The 17525-nt window shown below is 64.2% G+C and carries 17 protein-coding genes; 7 read left to right on the top strand and 10 right to left on the bottom strand.

The annotated features are described in order from the left end of the window. The first annotated feature begins 24 nt into the window (after nt 1-24). The 3 genes from IF809_RS16090 to mdlC are packed head-to-tail and all read left to right on the top strand — an operon-like array spanning nt 25 to nt 4471. Complete coding sequence (locus IF809_RS16090; RefSeq protein WP_128967924.1) at nt 25-1344, top strand: MFS transporter; 1320 nt, start codon at nt 25-27, stop codon at nt 1342-1344. Between the two features lie 28 nt (nt 1345-1372). Beyond that, entirely contained in the window at nt 1373-2821 is a 1449-nt protein-coding gene (locus IF809_RS16085; RefSeq protein WP_462837998.1) for an aldehyde dehydrogenase, read from the top strand. A 36-nt stretch (nt 2822-2857) separates the two neighbouring features. Continuing rightward, nucleotides 2858-4471 carry a benzoylformate decarboxylase gene (gene mdlC, locus IF809_RS16080; RefSeq protein ID WP_462837997.1) on the top strand — a complete coding sequence of 538 codons (1614 nt, stop codon included), beginning with the start codon at nt 2858-2860 and terminating at the stop codon, nt 4469-4471. Nucleotides 4472-4521: 50 nt separating this feature from the next. On the opposite strand, the gene IF809_RS16075 is transcribed toward mdlC, so the two are convergent. Further along, nucleotides 4522-4767 carry a hypothetical protein gene (locus IF809_RS16075; RefSeq protein WP_128967927.1) on the bottom strand — a complete coding sequence of 82 codons (246 nt, stop codon included), beginning with the start codon at nt 4765-4767 and terminating at the stop codon, nt 4522-4524. A gap of 379 nt (nt 4768-5146) precedes the next feature. On the opposite strand from IF809_RS16075, the gene IF809_RS16070 reads away from it, so the two are divergent. Continuing rightward, on the top strand, nt 5147-5788 hold the full coding sequence (locus IF809_RS16070) for an OmpA family protein (protein ID WP_128967928.1): 642 nt from the start codon (nt 5147-5149) through the stop codon (nt 5786-5788). 53 nt (nt 5789-5841) lie between these two features. Here IF809_RS16070 and IF809_RS16065 read toward each other — a convergent pair whose 3' ends face one another. Next, on the bottom strand, nt 5842-7146 hold the full coding sequence (locus tag IF809_RS16065; RefSeq protein ID WP_462838012.1) for a phospholipid carrier-dependent glycosyltransferase: 1305 nt from the start codon (nt 7144-7146) through the stop codon (nt 5842-5844). A gap of 173 nt (nt 7147-7319) precedes the next feature. Between IF809_RS16065 and IF809_RS16060 the strand changes: the two genes are divergently transcribed. Together IF809_RS16060 and IF809_RS16055 are read left to right on the top strand one after the other, a co-directional pair. Continuing rightward, on the top strand, nt 7320-8021 hold the full coding sequence (locus IF809_RS16060) for a FecR family protein (protein WP_128967929.1): 702 nt from the start codon (nt 7320-7322) through the stop codon (nt 8019-8021). A gap of 2 nt (nt 8022-8023) precedes the next feature. Then, on the top strand, nt 8024-9139 hold the full coding sequence (locus tag IF809_RS16055) for a hypothetical protein (RefSeq protein ID WP_462837996.1): 1116 nt from the start codon (nt 8024-8026) through the stop codon (nt 9137-9139). 111 nt (nt 9140-9250) lie between these two features. Here the strand turns inward: IF809_RS16055 and IF809_RS16050 are convergent, their stop codons facing one another. The 3 genes from IF809_RS16050 to IF809_RS16040 all read right to left on the bottom strand — a co-directional run bounded on the left by IF809_RS16050 (nt 9251) and on the right by IF809_RS16040 (nt 10833). Next, nucleotides 9251-9739, bottom strand: coding sequence for a VOC family protein (locus IF809_RS16050; protein WP_128967931.1), 489 nt, complete (start codon nt 9737-9739; stop codon nt 9251-9253). Nucleotides 9740-9765: 26 nt separating this feature from the next. Beyond that, nucleotides 9766-10194, bottom strand: coding sequence for a VOC family protein (locus IF809_RS16045; protein ID WP_462837995.1), 429 nt, complete (start codon nt 10192-10194; stop codon nt 9766-9768). 126 nt (nt 10195-10320) lie between these two features. Next, entirely contained in the window at nt 10321-10833 is a 513-nt protein-coding gene (locus tag IF809_RS16040; RefSeq protein ID WP_128967933.1) for a cupin domain-containing protein, read from the bottom strand. Nucleotides 10834-10961: 128 nt separating this feature from the next. Here IF809_RS16040 and IF809_RS16035 point away from each other — a divergent pair, with 128 nt between their 5' ends. Next, nucleotides 10962-11180 carry a CsbD family protein gene (locus tag IF809_RS16035; RefSeq protein ID WP_128967934.1) on the top strand — a complete coding sequence of 73 codons (219 nt, stop codon included), beginning with the start codon at nt 10962-10964 and terminating at the stop codon, nt 11178-11180. Nucleotides 11181-11236: 56 nt separating this feature from the next. Here IF809_RS16035 and IF809_RS16030 read toward each other — a convergent pair whose 3' ends face one another. From IF809_RS16030 to ggt, 5 genes are all read right to left on the bottom strand, one after another. Next, complete coding sequence (locus tag IF809_RS16030; RefSeq protein ID WP_128967935.1) at nt 11237-11698, bottom strand: FKBP-type peptidyl-prolyl cis-trans isomerase; 462 nt, start codon at nt 11696-11698, stop codon at nt 11237-11239. A gap of 60 nt (nt 11699-11758) precedes the next feature. After that, nucleotides 11759-14050: a xanthine dehydrogenase family protein molybdopterin-binding subunit gene (locus IF809_RS16025; protein ID WP_453992648.1), complete on the bottom strand. Its 2292-nt coding sequence runs from the start codon at nt 14048-14050 to the stop codon at nt 11759-11761. A gap of 2 nt (nt 14051-14052) precedes the next feature. Continuing rightward, entirely contained in the window at nt 14053-15069 is a 1017-nt protein-coding gene (locus IF809_RS16020; protein ID WP_462837994.1) for an FAD binding domain-containing protein, read from the bottom strand. Nucleotides 15070-15072: 3 nt separating this feature from the next. Next, nucleotides 15073-15636: a (2Fe-2S)-binding protein gene (locus tag IF809_RS16015; protein ID WP_453997724.1), complete on the bottom strand. Its 564-nt coding sequence runs from the start codon at nt 15634-15636 to the stop codon at nt 15073-15075. Nucleotides 15637-15857: 221 nt separating this feature from the next. Beyond that, nucleotides 15858-17444: a gamma-glutamyltransferase gene (ggt, locus tag IF809_RS16010; RefSeq protein WP_453992652.1), complete on the bottom strand. Its 1587-nt coding sequence runs from the start codon at nt 17442-17444 to the stop codon at nt 15858-15860. Between the last annotated feature and the right edge of the window lie 81 nt (nt 17445-17525).

Below are 17525 nucleotides of genomic sequence, written 5' to 3'. Positions count from 1 at the left end.
ACAATGACACCGGAGGAGGACAACATGACGATAGGAGCGTTCGAAGATGGCGGCGACCATGCCGCCGTCTGCGCCGGACAGACAGCGAGCAGCCGCCGGCGCGTCCTGATCGCCGGCACCATCGGCACCGCGATCGAATGGTACGACTTCTTCATCTACGGCCTGATCGCGCCGCTGCTGTTCGACCAGTTGTTCTTTCCAAAGTTCGACCAGCTCGCGGCGAGCATTGCCGTGTTCGCAACTTTTGCCGTTGGATTTCTGGCACGCCCGCTCGGCGGACTCGTGTTCGGCCATTTCGGCGACCGTCTCGGCCGAAAATCCGTCCTGCTGTGCACATTGCTGATGATGGGACTTGCGACCATGTCGATCGGGCTATTGCCGACCTACGCCAATGCGGGCGTTGCAGCGACCATTGCGCTCGTCGCGTTGCGCTTTCTCCAAGGCTTTGCGCTCGGCGGCGAGTCCACCGCGGCGATCTTGATGGCAATCGAGACGGCGCCGGGCCATCGGCGCGGCTTCTCAGCCGCAGTGATCCAGGCCGCAGGCCCCGTTGGCGTCGTGCTCGCCTCGTTCGCCGCACTTGCGATCTCGCGGTTGCCGGAGGCGGATCTGCTGTCATGGGGCTGGCGCGTTCCATTCCTGATCAGCGCGGTGCTCGTCGCGCTCGGCGTCTACATGCGCCTGCGGATCGAGGAGAGCGCGACGTTCCGCGAGGCGGTAGAGTCCGAGGCCGTGCCGGCCGTCGAGGCGATCAGGGGTCACTGGCGACCCATCCTCATCGTGTTCTTCGCCGAGATGGCGCAGACGTCGTATTTCTACCTGACGGCCATCTTCACCATCTCGTTCGCGACACGTCAGCTCGGCGTCCAGAAGGACGTGATCACGCAGGCCGTGCTGTTCGCGAATCTCGTCGGCCTCGTGACCATGCCGCTGATCGGAGCGTGGTCCGACCGGATCGGACGCAAGCGCCTGTTCCTGACGGGCGTCGTGCTGGCGGCCGTCTCGATGTTCGCATTCTACGGTCTGGTCGCAAGCCGCGACACGGTGCTGATCACGAGCGCAGTAGTCCTGGCCGCGGGCATCATTCATCCGCTGATGTTCAGCACCGAAGGGAGCTATTTCCCGGAGCTGTTTCCGACCCGCATCCGCTTCACCGGCGTCTCGATCGGAAAGCAGCTTGGGACTGTGCTCGGCGGGGGCATAGCGCCACTGGTCGCCACCAGCCTGTTCGCGCAGACGGGCACCACTTACGCCATCACGGGCTACTACGTCGCGCTCGCACTCGCCGCAATGATTGCACTCGGCTTTGCCCACGAAACCAGCAAATCGCGGCTGCTCGGTTGAGCCAGTCCAATACATCAGGGAGATTCTCATGGACGTCAGTCTTCTCGTCAACGGGCAGGATCAGGCCGCTTCGAGCGGCGAGATGTTCGAGCGACGCAATCCGCTGTCGCAGGAGGTCGCAAGCCGCGCGGCCGCCGCGACGCTGTCGGACGCAGACGCCGCGGTGGCTGCCGCTTCGGCCGCGTTTCCCGCATGGTCGGCGCTCGGTCCGAACGCAAGGCGGGCTCTGCTACTGAAGGCAGCCGATGCGCTCGATGCCAAGCGCGACTCCTTCATCAAGATCATGATGGCCGAGATCGGCACGACCGAGGTCTGGTCAGCCTTCAACGTCAAGCTCGCATCCGGCATGCTGCGCGAGGCAGCGTCGCTGACGACGCAGATCGCGGGCGAAGTGATCCCATCCGACAAGCCGGGATGCCTCGCAATGTCCGTCCGCCAGCCTGCTGGCGTGTGCCTCGGCATCGCGCCGTGGAATGCGCCGATCATCCTCGGCGTCCGCGCCTTGGCGACGCCGCTCGCCTGCGGCAACACGGTGGTGCTGAAGGCTTCTGAGATTTGCCCGGGAACGCACCGACTGGTCGGCCAAGTGTTCAAGGACGCCGGGTTTCCGCCCGGCGTTGTGAACGTGCTGACCAATGCGCCGGCCGACGCGCCGGCGGTGGTTGAACGTCTCATTGCTAATACCGCCGTGCGGCGGATCAACTTCACCGGCTCGACACGCGTCGGGCGCGTTATCGCTGGACTCGCCGGACGCCACCTCAAGCCGGTGCTGCTCGAGCTCGGCGGCAAGGCGCCGCTGGTCGTGCTCGACGATGCCGATCTCGATGCGGCCGTCGCAGCCGTGGCGTTCGGCGCCTTCATCAACCAGGGCCAGGTCTGTATGTCGACCGAGCGCGTAATCGTCGACGAGGCGGTCGCCTCATCCTTCGTCGAGAAGCTTGCGAAGAAGGCGAGTGCACTCCCCGCCGGTGACCCGCGCTCCGGCCCGGTTGTCGTCGGCTCGATGATCGACGAAGCTCCGGCCAAGCATGTCGGTGCGCTGATCGACGACGCCGTCGGCAAGGGCGCCGTCAAGCTCGCGGGCGGAGAGCGCGCCGGTACAGTCGTTCCAGCAACCGTGCTCGACCGCGTCGTTCCAGGCATGCGCATCTACACCGAGGAGAGCTTTGGTCCCGTCGTGTCGGTGATCCGCGCGAGCGGCATAGACGACGCCGTGCGGCTCGCCAATGACACCGAATATGGCCTGTCGGCCGCCGTGTTCGGCCGCGATGTGGCGCGTGCCTTAACGGTGGCGCAGCGGATCGAAAGCGGCATCTGCCACGTGAACGGCCCGACCGTGCATGACGAGGCGCAGATGCCCTTCGGTGGCGTGAAGGGGTCGGGCTACGGCCGCTTCGGCGGCCAGGCCGGGATCGCCGAGTTCACCGATCTGCGCTGGATCACCATCGAGACGCAGCCTCAGCACTATCCGTTCTGACGGCGCGAGCAGCGAAGCACCCAAGGAAATTTGCCCATGAACTCCAAAGTCCTGACGGTCCGGGAAGCAACCCTCGCTGTGCTTCGCTCCTTCGGCGTCGACCGCGTCTTCGGCAATCCAGGCTCGACCGAGCTCGCTTTTCTCGGCGACTGGCCCGATGACATCGACTACGTGCTTGGTCTGCAGGAAGGCTGCGTCGTCGGCATGGCCGACGGCTATGCGCAGGCGACGGGACGGCCGGCTTTCGTCAACCTGCACTCGGCCGCCGGGCTCGGGCATGCGCTTGGCAACCTCTTCACCGCCTTCCGCAACAAGACGCCGATGGTGGTGACGGCGGGACAGCAGGCGCGCAGCCTGCTGAGGATGCGGCCTTACCTCTTTGCCGAGGATGCCGGGCAGTTTCCAAAGCCGTACGTGAAATGGAGCGCCGAGCCCGCACGCGCCGAGGACGTGCCTGCCGCGATTGCCCAGGCCTTTCTCACCGCCATGCAGCATCCGCGCGGCCCGACATTCGTGTCGGTGCCGTCGGATGATTGGGCTCGGCCTGCTTCGCTCCCGCCCCTCAGGCGCATAGCAACGGAGTTTGCTCCGGATATGGCAGCAATCGGCCGGCTTGGCGCTGCAATCGCTGCCGCGAAAAGCCCAGCTTTCGTGGTTGGTCCTGAGGTCGATCGCAACGGAGCCGTCGACGCGATGGTCGCGGTGGCCGAGCGGGCGAAGGCAGCCGTATGGGCAAGCCCGATGTCGAGCCGGTCGAGCTTTCCGGAACTGCACCCGCAGTTTTCTGGCTTCCTGACCGCCTCGCCTGGCGGCCTCGCCCACGCCTTGCGTGGGGCCGATTTGATCGTCGTGTTCGGCGCCCCCGTCTTCACTTTCCATGTCGAGGGCCAATGCGCGTTGCTCGAGGATGGAACGCCGATCTGGCAGGTGACCGATGATCCGACCGAGGCCGCATCCGCGGCTGCGGGCGACACCATCATCAGCACGCTTCCCAAGGCGCTTTATGCGCTGCTGTCGGCCCTGCCTCACACGAGCGGGCGTGAGGCACCTGCCGGGCGCCCGCATCCGATCATTCCCGCCGCGGCGAATCCAGTTCCTGCGGCCTATGCGTTGAGCCGGCTCGCGACGCTGATGCCGGGAGACGCGATCGTGGTGGAGGAGGCGCCGTCGCACCGTCCCGCCATTCAAAACTTCCTGCCGCGGCCGGGCGCGGACAGCTTTTACACGATGGCAAGCGGCGGGCTTGGCTACAGCGTGCCGGCAGCAATCGGCGTGGCGCTGGCACGCCCCGGCCGCCGCACCGTGTGCCTGGTCGGCGATGGATCAGCGATGTACTGCGTCCAGGCGATCTGGACCGCTGCACAGCGCAAGCTGCCCATCACTTTCGTCATCATGAACAATTCCGGCTACGGTGCGATGCGCGCCTTCAGCCGGCTCATGCAGGCGCAGCGCCCGCCCGGGATCGATCTGCCCGGGATCGATTTCGTGGCGCTGGCCAAGGGACTTGGCTGTCGCGGCAAGCGCGTGACGGAAGTAACGGATCTTGACGGTATCCTCAATGAAGCGCTGGCGTCGGAGGGACCTGCACTGGTCGACGTCACGGTTGATCCGACGATTTCAGATCTATTTGCGTCTGCCGCGCCCCACTAAGTTGGATCTGAGGCAGCCCTATCGCCAATCAAGCTACATAGCACGAGCGCTTAGCGGCTGTTCTTCGGCGCCTTGGGCTGCTCACCGACGCTGCCGGTGGCGATGTCGGCCTCGCAATTGGCCTTGCCGCGCCCCTCCGACTGACAGCGATAGACGGTGCCAGTGAGGCGGTCGACCAGCCACATGTTCTCGTCGGTCGGAGCTTCGAAGCCGACATAGCGGCTGGTCAGCCCCGTGATCAGAGTCGAGAGCAGGATCGCCACCGCAATCATCGCCGCACCGATGTAGATGGGCATGGCGTTCAGAGACACAGTCCGATCAGGCGGGCCGCTGCGATAGATTTGATAGTCACTTGGCCTCGGCACTGGACGGAACTCGGCTCCCCTCATCTGCAATTGTCGGTCGAAGTTGCTTGCTAGGCGCGCATCTGGCCGAAAGCTTGTCCGCGAGCGGACCATGCCGCGACCGCTTTGCGACGAACGGCGTACAGGGGTTTCAGCAATGCTCTCCCGCGTCTGCATGGCGCCGGGAGCAAAAGCACGGGTTCCCCGGGGGGAGGCAGCGTAAGCCGGAAGCCCCGACGACGAACGTGAGGAAGATCACATCCGAGCCTTTGAACCTTCCCTATGCTCGTCGCATCAAACCGCCATCAGGCGTTACAGCGAGGATACGACAATGACCCATTTCAGTAGGTTTTTTGGACCGAAGGCGATCACGCTGACCGCCGTGCTGTCGCTGACGGCCGGCCTGGCTTTCGCCGGCGACAGCAATGTCTCCACCAGCCAGATCCTGGATGCGTTGAAGCCCAAGCCGGTCACCCGCGGTCTGTCCGCCGGTCCGCAGGCCGATCCCACGGCGCAAGCCAAGGAAGCGACCTTCCTGAACACCGTGCGCAACCGGCCGACCCGTTCTCTCTCGATGGGTGAGCGTGACCAGATCGCGGAGCTCGCGGCGACCAAACCGAAAATCGATCTGGAGATCCAGTTCGACTACAACTCGGCCGATATCGCCAAGACCTCCGTGCCCTCGGTGCAGGCGCTCGGCAAGGCGCTGTCCGATCCGTCGCTGAAGGGCTCGACCTTCGTGGTCGCCGGCCATACCGATGCGATCGGCACGGAAGAGTACAATCAGGGCCTGTCGGAGCGCCGCGCAGACACCATCAAGAAGTACCTGGTGCAGAACTACGGCCTCAATGGCAATGATCTCGTCACCGTCGGCTATGGCAAGACCAAGCTGAAGGACGCCGCCAACGGCGCCGACCCGATCAACCGCCGCGTCCAGGTCGTGAACATGGACACCAAGACGGCGTCCAAGTGATTGCAGCAAATCGACAACCGCCTGCCGCGCCAGCGGCGGGCGGTTGTCTGTTGTCAGATCCAGCTCTGAAACAGCATGAGCCTGTTGAACATCTGCATCGACGTGCCGACGAAGGCGGCTGAAATCGGCAGCATCACGACAAAGCCGATCGCGGCAACGCTGACATAGGCCCACAGCACCCAGCGCGGGAGGCCATCTTTGCGCAGCACATAGACCAGCGCGAGCGAGGCCGCGGTGGCGGCCGGCAGATAATAGTAGATGAAGCCCAGCGTGCGCGGCAGCAGCGCCCAGGCAAGCCAGGGCCCGAAATAGAACGCCGCGATCAAGAACGCATCCCAGCGACGCGCGACGATGAAATCGCGCAGCACCACGCCAAGCGCGAGCAGCGCCGGCCACAGCACCAGGGGATTGCCGAGGAAGACGATCGCCGCCACGTCGTCGTCTGTCGTCTTGTCGAACAGGAACCACACCGGCCGCGCCAGCAAGGGCCAGGACGGCCACGAGCTCATATAGGTGTGGCCGGCGATCGCAGTGGTGGTGTTGTCGGCGAAGATCCGGCGCTGTGCCTCGATCAGATCCGGCAGCGACAGGCCATAGAGCGGAACGAAGGCCGCGAGATAGGTCACGGCCGGCAACATCGCGAAGCAGAGCGCGGCATGCCGGGCCTTGAAGGTCGGCCATAGATCGGGGCGGTACCAGTCGCCGGGCTTGGCGTCGGCAAACAGCGTGTGCCAGCCCTGCATCAGGCGGATCACCGCAACGATCACCATGCAGACGGCGAGTGGAAACAATCCGCTCCATTTGCAGGCGGCAGCGAGACCGAACAGACTGCCGGCGAGCGCGAACAGCGCGTGCGGCCGCTCGCGCCGGAAGCCGTGCATGAAGGCGGCGATGGCGAGCAGGCCGAAGCCGAGCGCAAAGATGTCGAGCATTGCGATGCGCGCCTGCACGTAGAGCATCTGGTTGAAGGCCGCGATCAGCGGCGCCGCGATCGCTGGCCCCTGCGCGGAGAACAGCGCAAGACCGCAGAGATAGATCGCAACGATCGCGAGCGCACCGAACAGCGTTGCCGGATAACGCCAGCCGAAGGCATTGTCGCCGAATGCTGCGATCGAAGCCGCGATCAGCTCTTTCGCCAGCGGCGGATGCATTGGATTGAGCATCGGCTGCGACGCCGTGAAGCCCAGCATCTGCCGCGCCGCCGGCACGTAATGCACCTCGTCGAAGACGAATTTGTCCGGTGTCACCAGTCCGATCAGCAGCGCGAAATGAGCGGCTAGGAAGATCGCGACAGCAATCACTGCGCTTCGCGACACCTTCGGAACCGTATGTGCTTCGCGCGACTGCTGTGGGGCTATTTTGCGTGGCAAATCTGCGTCACCGCGAATAAAAAATCACTCGACCGATCCATTGAACGCATTCTGCCGCAACTGTCACTAAGCTAACGCTCGTCCCGCGTCGTTTGTGATAATTCTGCCACAACACGAGCGTGCGCAATCCGGTACGATCAGGGACCTCGATCGGTTACGAAATGAATTTACGTTTTCTGCTTTTCCCCACACTGCTGTCGGCCGTGTTGTGCGCTGCGCCTGGAGCGCAGGCGCAGATGCGCGTCGGCGAAGCCGTCCTGGTCCAGAACGAGGTGGTCCGCGTCGCCGCGACCCCGACACCCATCAGTGTCGGCGACAGCATGCTGCGTGACGAGACCGTCCGCACCGGCGCCGACAGCGCCGCGCGTTTCGTGATGGCCGACAGCACCAATCTGTCGCTCGGGCCGAGCGCGACGCTGAAGCTGGACCGCACCGTCTTCAACGACGAGCACAGCTATCGCGACGTCGCGATCCGCATGGCCACCGGCGCCTTCCGCTTCGTCACCGGCCATTCGCAGAAGACCGCCTACAAGATCACGACGCCGCTTGCGACCATCGGCGTGCGCGGCACCACGCTCGACATCCTGTCGCAGCGCGGCCGCTCGGTCGTGGTACTTCAGGACGGCGCGGCCAGCGTCTGCACGCTGAACTTCCAGTGCATTCAGCTCACCCAGCCGGGTGATACCGCGGTCATCACCTCGACCGGCGGCAAGGTCTCCATCACCAAGACCAACACGCCGCCCTGGACCTTTGCGGCCAACTGCGCCGCCAATGCCGGGCTTTGCGCCGTCAACCAGTACGCTGACGCTTCACCGACCATCGCCCCCGCCGTCCATGACGACGGCATGCTGTGCGGGCGCTGACGATGACGCAGCCCGGCTTCAAGAGGCTTGTCCTGGCCTGCGCCTTGGCCGCAACCGCTACGCTTGCGCTGTTCGCATTTAGCGCGCGTTCGGCGGCCGCCGCCAGCTGCGAGTCCGAATGTGGCGAGCCAACCCCGCATCCGTCGCCGAGCCCATACCCTTCGCCGAGTCCATCGCCCTCGCCGAGTCCCTCTCCGTCGCCGAATCCAATCTCCTCGCCGACAGGTGCCGATTCCAGCGGCAACTCGGTCAACGGGCTCGCGGGCCAGCGCTTCAATCAGATGATCACCAACCGGGTGCTCGGAACAGTGCTGCTCGGTGTCAACGAACAGGTCAATTGCAGCGACTGCGTCAGCGCGTTCGGCTCGGCCGGATCGTTCTCGGCCGGCATCCACGGCCGCAAGGAACTGACGCCCAATCTGTCGCTGCTGGCCGGCCTCGCCTACACGCAATACAGCGAGGGCGGCTATCACATCACCAGCGCACCGATCGGCGCCTTCGCGCTGCGCTATGATTTCACCGATTGGGGCTCGTCGCGTCCGTTCTTCGACGTCGGCACGATCCTGACGCCGTGGGAGAAGGCGCGCTACACCCGCAGTTACAACACCAGCCTCGGCCCGGTGACCGTGACGAGCTCGACCAATGCCGCGAACTACGCGGTCTATGGTCGCGCCGGCTGGATGAGCCGTCTGTCGCCGCGCGACGAGGTCGCGGCCTCGATCGAGATCTGGCAGCTCTGGCAGCGCGTGTCGGGCTATCAGGACAACACGGTCGCATTCAATCCATTCGACGCCTCGATTGCCGATGGCACCGACCGCACGAGCCTAGTCAAGATCGGCGGCCAATGGACCCATCTCTTCGCCGGCAACATCGAAACCAACATCAATGGCGGCTGGGTCCAGTCGTTCGCCAGCCATAGCGGCATCGTCGCCACCGTGACCGGCGACGGCACGGTGGTGCCGACGATGGGCAACCAGGGCTGGTTCGAATATGGCGGACGCCTCGGCTTCCGCGTTCAGAAGGGCTGGGTCGTGGATCTCTTCGCCAACGGCACGCTCGGCCCGCAGCCGGTGGGCAACACCATCCACGGCGGCGTGGGGCTGCGGATCAATTATTAGAGAACGAGCACGGTCGGGTGGGCAAAGCGAAGCGTGCCCACCACCTCTCTCAATCGTGGACGAACCATGGGCACGGCGCTCACGCGCCTTTGCCCACGCTACTGCACCAGCTCACGCCGCCGACTTGCCCTCGAACGCGCGGCGCAGGACATCCACGTCCAGCTTCACCATTTTCATCATGGCCTGCATCGCGCGGGCCGCGGCGGCCCTGTCCGGGCTCGACAGGAACTCGAACATCACCTTCGGCACCACCTGCCAGGCCACGCCCCAACGGTCCCTGAGCCAGCCGCACTGCTCTTCCTTGCCGCCATGAGCCAGGAACGCGTTCCAGACGCTATCGACCTGAACCTGATCGTCACAATGGATCATCAGCGAGATCGCGTGGGTGTATTCCATCTTCATGCCGCCGTTGAGCGCAACCAAGGGCTGACCGGCCACCGTGAACTCGACGACAAGCACCGAGCCCTCCTTGCCGGACGGATTGTCGGCAACATTGCGCTGGACGTGCGTGATCGCCGAATTCGGCACGAGCGAAACGTAGAACTTTGCGGCTTCCTCGGCATCGCCGTTGAACCACATGCAGGGGACCAGCTTGGACATCGTCAATGCTCCTCTCCAGATTTCGATCAGGCGTTCGCCAAAGCGGGCTTCTCGGGGACGGCTGCCATGTCCAGCCAGTTCACACCCCACATATGGCCGTCCGGATCCTCGAAGCTGCGGCCGTACATGAAGCTGTATTCGTCCTTCGGACTGGGATCGGCCACTCCGCCCGCAGCCTCGGCCCGACCGACGATCTCGTCGACCTCGTTCCGGCTATCGGCGGACAGGCAGAACAGCGCCTGGTTCTCGGTCTTTGCGTCCGCGATCGGCTTCGGCGTGAACTGACGGAATTTGTCGTGGGTCGTCAGCATCGCGTAGATGGTCTCGGAAAAGACCATGCAGCTCGCCCTATCGTCACTGAATTGCGGGTTCCTGGTCGCTCCGATCGCCTCGTAGAAGGCAGTCGCACGCTTCAGGTCCGTCACCGGCAGATTGAGGAAAATCATCCTGGGCATCAAAAGCTCCTTGGGCGGGTTCTGCCCAAGGACGGACGGCCGGGCTGCCACCCGACAGGCTTCCGAATATTTTTTGCGCGCCATCTGCGGGGTTCTGTCACACCGAACCCCGCATCTTTGGCCAGCTTACGTCTTCTCGTTGGGATCGCGATGAACAGGGTCGATCCACAGCACCGTCTCGGGCTTCTCGACCGGCTCGATGTCGAGGTTGATCGCGACCGCCTCGCCGTCGCTGCGCACCAGCACGCATTCCAGCACCTCGTCGGGGCTGGCGTTGATCTCCTGGTGCGGCACGTAGGGAGGCACGAAGATGAAATCCCCGGGGCCGGCCTCGGCGGTGAACTGCAGGCTCTCGCCCCAGCGCATCCGCGCCTTGCCCTTCACCACATAGATGACGCTTTCGAGATGGCCGTGATGATGCGCGCCGGTCTTGGCGTCCGGCTTGATGCTGACCGTGCCTGCCCACAGTTTCTGGGCGCCGACGCGGGCGAAATTGATCGCGGCGGCACGGTCCATGCCCGCGGTCGAGGGCACGTTGGTGTCGAGCTGATTGCCGGGGATGACGCGCACGCCGTCATGTTTCCAGCGATCGTCGTGATCGTGGTCATGGTGAGAATGCGAGTAGTCATGGCCGGTCATATCTCGTGCTTTCTGTTGGTTCCGTGCGCGGCAAGCTAGCCTAAAGCTGCATGCGCAAGCCATACCAAAATCGGAACCCTCATAGCCGCCAGACGTTGTCCTTGCGAGCAAACTGCAAGGAGAGTTTCATGGGTAGCACGACCGACAAGATCAAGGGCAACGCCAACGAAGCCATCGGCAAGGCCAAGCAGGGAATCGGGGAAGCGACCGGCTCGGAACGCCTGAAGGGTGAGGGTACGGTCCAGGAGGTGAAGGGCAAAGGCCAGCAGGCCATGGGCGATGCCAAGGACGCCGCCAAGGATGCGATTGATCGCGCTGCTGCGTCGGCACGCCGCGCGACCGAGTAACGCGTGTCAGACTGGACATGAAAAGACCGGTCAAATGGCCGGTCTTTTTTGTGCGCTCACTTCACCGCGAGCAGCTCGACGTCGAACATCAGCGTGGCGTTCGGGGGGATCACGCCGCCGGCGCCGCGCGCGCCGTAGCCGAGCCGCGGCGGGATGATCAGGGTGCGTTTGCCGCCGACCTTCATCGTGGCAACACCCTCGTCCCAGCCGGCGATGACGCGACCCTTGCCGATCGGGAATTCGAACGGCTCGTTGCGATCGACGGACGAGTCGAATTTCTTGCCCTTCTGGCCATTCTCGTAGAGCCAGCCGGTGTAGTGCATCACGCAAATCTGGCCGGGCTTCGGCGAGGCGCCGGTGCCGACGACGCTATCGGTGATCTGCAGTCCTGAGGCTGTGGTCATGGTCTTTCCTGCGGTCTGGGCCGAGGCCGTGGTGGAAACGAATGCCGACACCCCGATCAGCGTGATCGCGAGCGCCGACATGATGGCGAGGAGCATGCGCTGGAAACGCTGCATAAGACACCCTTCCTTTGAGGCGGGAGGTGTCTAGCGCAACGAGCCCACGGTTTCCACCCTTTAGACCTCGATATTTTCGAGCCGCACCGGCAGCTTGCGAATGCGCTGGCCGGTGGCGTGATAGATCGCATTGCAGATCGCCGCATTGGTGCCGACATTGGCGAGCTCGCCGAGCCCCTTCGCGCCAGCCGGATTGATATGATCGTCCTGCTCGGAGAGCAAGATCACCTCGACACCAGGCACATCGGCATTCACCGGCACGAGATAGTCGGCCAAGTTGTCGTTGACGTAGCGCGCGGTGCGTTCGTCGATCTCGGTGGCCTCCAGCAGCGCCGAGGACATGCCCCAGATCAGCCCGCCCATGAGCTGGCTCCGCGCCGTGCGCGGATTCATGATGCGGCCGGCCGCGAAGGCGCCGACCAGCCGGGGGCAGCGGATCTCGTGGGTGAAGCGGTTGACGCGAACCTCGACGAACTCGGCGCCGAACGCATAGGCAATCTTATCCTTCATGGCGGCGCCGCCGACCAGCCGCGCGTGCCCGCTATGCATGGCCTTAAAGGAATCCAGCGGCGCGCCTTCCGGCTTCCACTCGCCATATTCCTCGACCACACCGGCGCCCAGCGCATCAAATGCCTTCTCCAGATCGAGCGGCCGATCGCTCTTCGCCGCCTGCGTCGTCGGCGTCTGGCCGATGCCGACCGTTTCCTTGGCCTTATCCGTGAGACTTTCGTTCGGCATCAACGCCTTGAACAATCTTTGCCGGACCTGGTCGCACACCATCATCACCGCCGAGCACGTGCTCGCCGTGGAATTTGAGCCGCCCGCAACCGGCGCCGGCGGCAGGTCGCTATCGCCGATAAAGACGGAGACCTTCTCCAGGGGAACACCGAGCCGCTCAGAAGCGGTCTGGGCGATGATGGTGTAGGCGCCGGTGCCGATCTCATGGCCGGCGATCTCGACGCGCGTGCGGCCGTCGCGCTGCAGACGCACGCGCGCTGCCGATGGCGCCATCTGCGTCGGATAGCAGGTGGCCGCGCAGCCATAGCCGATCAACCAGTCGCCATCGGACATGGATTTCGGCGCGGCCGAGCGCTGGGCCCAGCCGAAGACTTTGGCCGCTTCGTCGAAACACGCCATCAGCGCACGCGACGTATAGGGCTTGCCGCCGATCGGCTCGTTGGTGGCGTCGTTGACGCGGCGGAGCTCGACCGGATCCATGTTGAGCTTGACTGCGAGCTCATCCATCGCGCTCTCCAGCGCGAACAGATACGGCACCTCCGGTGGCGAGCGCATGAAGCCCGGCGTGTTGCGGTCGGCACGCACGATCGACACGAGACTATCAACATTCGGGCAGGCATAGAGCCGCGTCGTCGTCTTGGTACCGCCGACGCAATAGGGATCGGCGCGCGAGGATATTTCGGCGCCTTCGTGCCTGAGCGCGACCAGCTTGCCGTCGCGACTGGCGCCAAGCTTGATCTCGTGTCGGGTCTCGGCGCGATAGGTCGCGATGGTAAAGCCCTGGTCGCGGGTCGGGACCAGCTTGACCGGCCGGTTCAGGCGCCTGGCGATGCCGGCGATGATGGCGGTGCGCGGCGTCATCGAGCCGCGCGAGCCAAAGCCGCCGCCAACATAGGGATTGACCACTCTCACCTTGTCGGCATCGATGCCGAGCTGTTCGGCGACGCCGTTCTTCAGGCCGTAGACGTATTGGCTGGGCTCGTAGATGACGAGATTATCGCCCATCCAGGCGCAGCTCGTTGAAAACAGCTCCATCGGATTGTGATGCTGTGTCGGAGTCTCGTACGAAGCGGTAAGCTTCACGTCCGCCTCGTCGAATGCTCTGGCGAAATCGCCGACTTGCGGATCTTCCTTGAATTGTGCGTTCTGGCCTTTTGCGGCGGCTTTGGTGGTTCCCGGCGAGTCGAAGCTCGCAGCCGGCGTGATCGCCGTGTAGCTGACCTTGACGCGATTGGCCGCTTCGCGCGCGGCCTCGTAGCTCTCCGCGACGACCACCGCGATGATCTCGCCGTCATGGGCGATATCGGCCGATTTCAGCGGCTGGATCGTGGTGCCGGCATAACCGCCATTGCTGAAGAGTTTCGATTCCTTCAGCTTGGGCGCGTTCTCGTACGTGACAATGTCGATCACGCCACGGACATTTTTGGCGTCGTCGAGATCGAAGCTGTCGATGCGGCCTTTGGAAATCGCGCTGGTGACCAGGAACGCATAGGCCGGATTGTCCAGCGGCATGTCGGAGCCGTAGGTCGCCCGCCCCGTGACCTTTGCGACCGCATCATAGCGCGGCACGGGCCGCCCCATATTCGCCTTCGGCTCGGGTGCTGCAGCAGTCATGGTCAGATCTCCATCGTTACGGCCTGCTGAAGCGCGCGAGCCACCACGCGCTTGCCGAGCGCGATCTTGAAACTGTTGTGCTGACGCCCCCTGGCGTCTGCAAAAGCGGCATCGGCGGCGCGCTGCGCTAGAGCATCGTCAAACCTTTGTCCCTTCAGCAGCGCTTCCGCCTCTCGCGCACGCCAAGGCACGGTGGCCACGCCGCCCAGTGCGACGCGAGCATCCCTGATGGTGCCGTCCTGTACATCCAGCGCGACCGCGGCCGACGAGAGCGCAAATTCATAGGACTGGCGGTCGCGGACCTTCAGATAAACCGAGCGTGGCCAGCGGCCGGAAATGACGAAGGCGGAAATCAACTCGCCCGGCTGAAGCGTGGTCTCGATCTCGGGCGTATTGCCGGGCGCCTTGTGCAGCTCCGCAAACGGCTTGCTGCGGGTGCCGGACCTGCCGGTCACCTCGACCGAGGCATCCAGCGCGATCAATGCCTGGGCGAAATCACCGGGATAGGTCGCGATGCACTGCTCCGATGTGCCGAGGACCGCATGCATGCGATTGACCCCGTCCATCGCAGCGCAGCCGGAACCGGGATTACGCTTGTTGCAATTCTCGTAGGAGACGTCGCGGAAATAGCTGCAACGCGTCCGTTGCATCACGTTGCCGCCGAGCGTCGCCATATTGCGCAGTTGGGCACTCGCCGCGAGTTTCAGGGAATTTGCCACGACGGGATAGTTGCGCTGGATCTCATCATGCCCGGCGACATCGGACATTTTTGCAAGCGCGCCAAGGCGCAGGTTTTCACCGCCGGGATCAATTGCCGACCAGCCCTCCGAAAGCGGATTGATGTCGACGATCGCGGCAGGCCGCATCACGTCGAGCTTCATCAAGTCGATCAGCGTGGTGCCTCCGGCGAGCGGCTGCGCGGACGCCTTTGTCAGCGGATTGTTGGCGGCCGCCGCGGTGCTGAGCGCCTGCACGGCCATATCAGGGTCCATTGCCCTCTGATACGAAAACGGTCGCATGGCCTAACCTTTCATGATCTCGGGCGCGGCCTGCTTCACGGCAGCGACGATGTTCGGATAGGCGGCACAGCGGCAGATGTTGCCGCTCATGTACTCCCGGATGTCGGCATCGCTGCTTGCATGGCCCTCCTTCACGCAGGCAATTGCCGACATGATCTGGCCAGGCGTGCAATAGCCGCATTGGAAGGCATCGTTGTCGATGAAGGCCTGCTGCATCGGATGCAAGTGGTCGTCGGTCGCGAGTCCTTCGATCGTCGTGATCTCCTGCCCTTCGGCCGCAAGCGCCAGCGTCAGGCACGACACCACGCGGCGGTCGCCGACCAGCACGGTACAGGCGCCACATTGTCCGTGGTCGCAGCCCTTCTTGCTGCCGGTGAGCTTGAGATGCTCTCGCAGTGCATCGAGCACCGTGGTGCGTGCGTCCAGGCTCAGGCGCTTGTCCTGGCCATTCACCCGCAATGTGACGTCGACGGGAAGCGAAGGATCTTGTCTGGACGATGAACTCGGATCCTGCGCGGCCGCGCGCGCCGTCATCGGAACAAGCGCGCTGCCGGCGGCACCCGCCATGAAGGCGCGCCTGTCGAATCCGGATGGTCGGGAACTTGAATGGTCGGGCATGGACGGCCTCCGCCGCTGGTCTGCAACAAGCAGCGCACGCCTGCACCGCTCATCGCCCCTTAACTTGGAGCAATGAGCCCAGTTCCGAACGAGAAGGGGCGACGCAGCGAATTGCCGCGTCGCCCCTTCGTCAACTTTTGCTGATGTTGCGGCGGGAACTTCGCGCCTGATCAATAGCCCAGCGCGCAGCCATCCTTGCGCGGATCAGAACCGCCGGTGAGCGTGCCCTTGTCCCAGTCGATCCAGATCGCCTGCGCGCCGCCAAGCGGGCCGACGACGCTGGTGGTCTTGTGGCCGAGCTTCTTGAGGCCTTCCACGACATCGACCGGCACGCTGTCCTCGAGCTGGTACTGGCCCTCGTAGTGCAGGCCGCGCGGCATATCGATCGCCTCCTGCACGTCGCAACCATAGTCGAGGATGTTGGTGAGGAGATGGGTCTGACCGGTCGGCTGGTACTGGCCGCCCATCACCGCGAACGACATCGTCGAACGGCCGCCCTTGGTGAGCAGGCCCGGCATGATGGTATGCAGCGGACGCTTGCCGCCTTCGATGCAGTTCGGATGGCCCGGCTGGATGCGGAAACCACCGGCGCGGTTCTGGAACAACACGCCGGTGTTGTTGGAGACGATGGCCGAGCCGAACGAATGCGCGACCGAGTTGATGAAGGAGCAGACGTTGCGGTCCTTGTCCACCACCGTGATGTAGATGGTCGAGGGATTCATCGGCGGCGCAACATTCGGCAGGTCGAGCATGCCGTCCATGCGGATCTTGCTGATGTACTCGTCGGCAAAGCCTTTTTCGAGCATCTCGGCGACGTTGATCTTCATATGGTCCGGCGAGGCGACATGCATCTCGCGATTCATGTAGGCGATGCGCGCGGCTTCCGCTTCGAGATGGAAGCGCTCGACGCTGATGGGCGCGTACTTGGTCAGGTCGAAGCGCGACAGAATGTTGAGCATCAAGAGCGCGGTGACGCCGGGGCCGTTCGGCGGGCACTGCCAGAAATCGTAGCCCTTGTACATCGTGCCGATCGGCGTCGTGACTTCGGTGGTGTGCGCGGCGAAATCGTCCAGCGTGTGCAGACCACCGATGGCGCGCAGGGTTTCGACCATGTCCTCCGCAATCGCGCCCTTGTAGAAGGCATCGCGGCCGTCCTTTGCAATCGCGCGCAGCGTCTTGCCAAGTTCGGCCTGCCGGATGACGTCGCCGGCAACCGGCGGCTTGCCGCCCGGCAAGAGGTAGCGCACCGTATTGGTGCCGTTCTTCAGCTTCTCGAACTGGTTCTTCCAGTCGAAGGCGATGCGGGGCGCGACGACGTAGCCTTCCTCGGCCGCCTTGATCGCCGGCTGCAGCAGCCGGTCAAAGCCGAACTTGCCGTGGTCGCGCAGCACGGTCGCGAAGGCGTCGATCACGCCGGGGATCGAAACCGCGTGGGCCGAAGTCAGCGGCACCGAGTTGATCTTGCGCTCGAGATACCAGTCGGCGTTCGCCGCCATCGGCGCGCGGCCGGAGCCGTTATAGGCGACGATCTTGCCCTCGCCACGCGGTTGGATCAGCGCAAAGCAGTCGCCGCCGATGCCGGTCGATTGCGGCTCGATCACGCCGAGCAAGGCGGAGCCCGCGACCGCCGCGTCCACCGCCGTGCCGCCCTCGCGCAACACCTCGATGGCAGCCAGCGAGGCCTGCGGATGCGAGGTCGCCACCATTGCATTGGTGGCATGGACGGTGGACCTGCCGGGGAAATGGAAGTTTCTCATCGAATTCTTGCTCTTTCTCAGACCGGGGGCGCGGATGGTGCGGTATCCCGGAAAACAGGCTTACATGACATATTCCGGCCC

The sequence above is a fragment of the Bradyrhizobium sp. UFLA06-24 genome, assembly GCF_054967145.1.
This window is presented reverse-complemented; position numbering and strand designations above follow the sequence as displayed.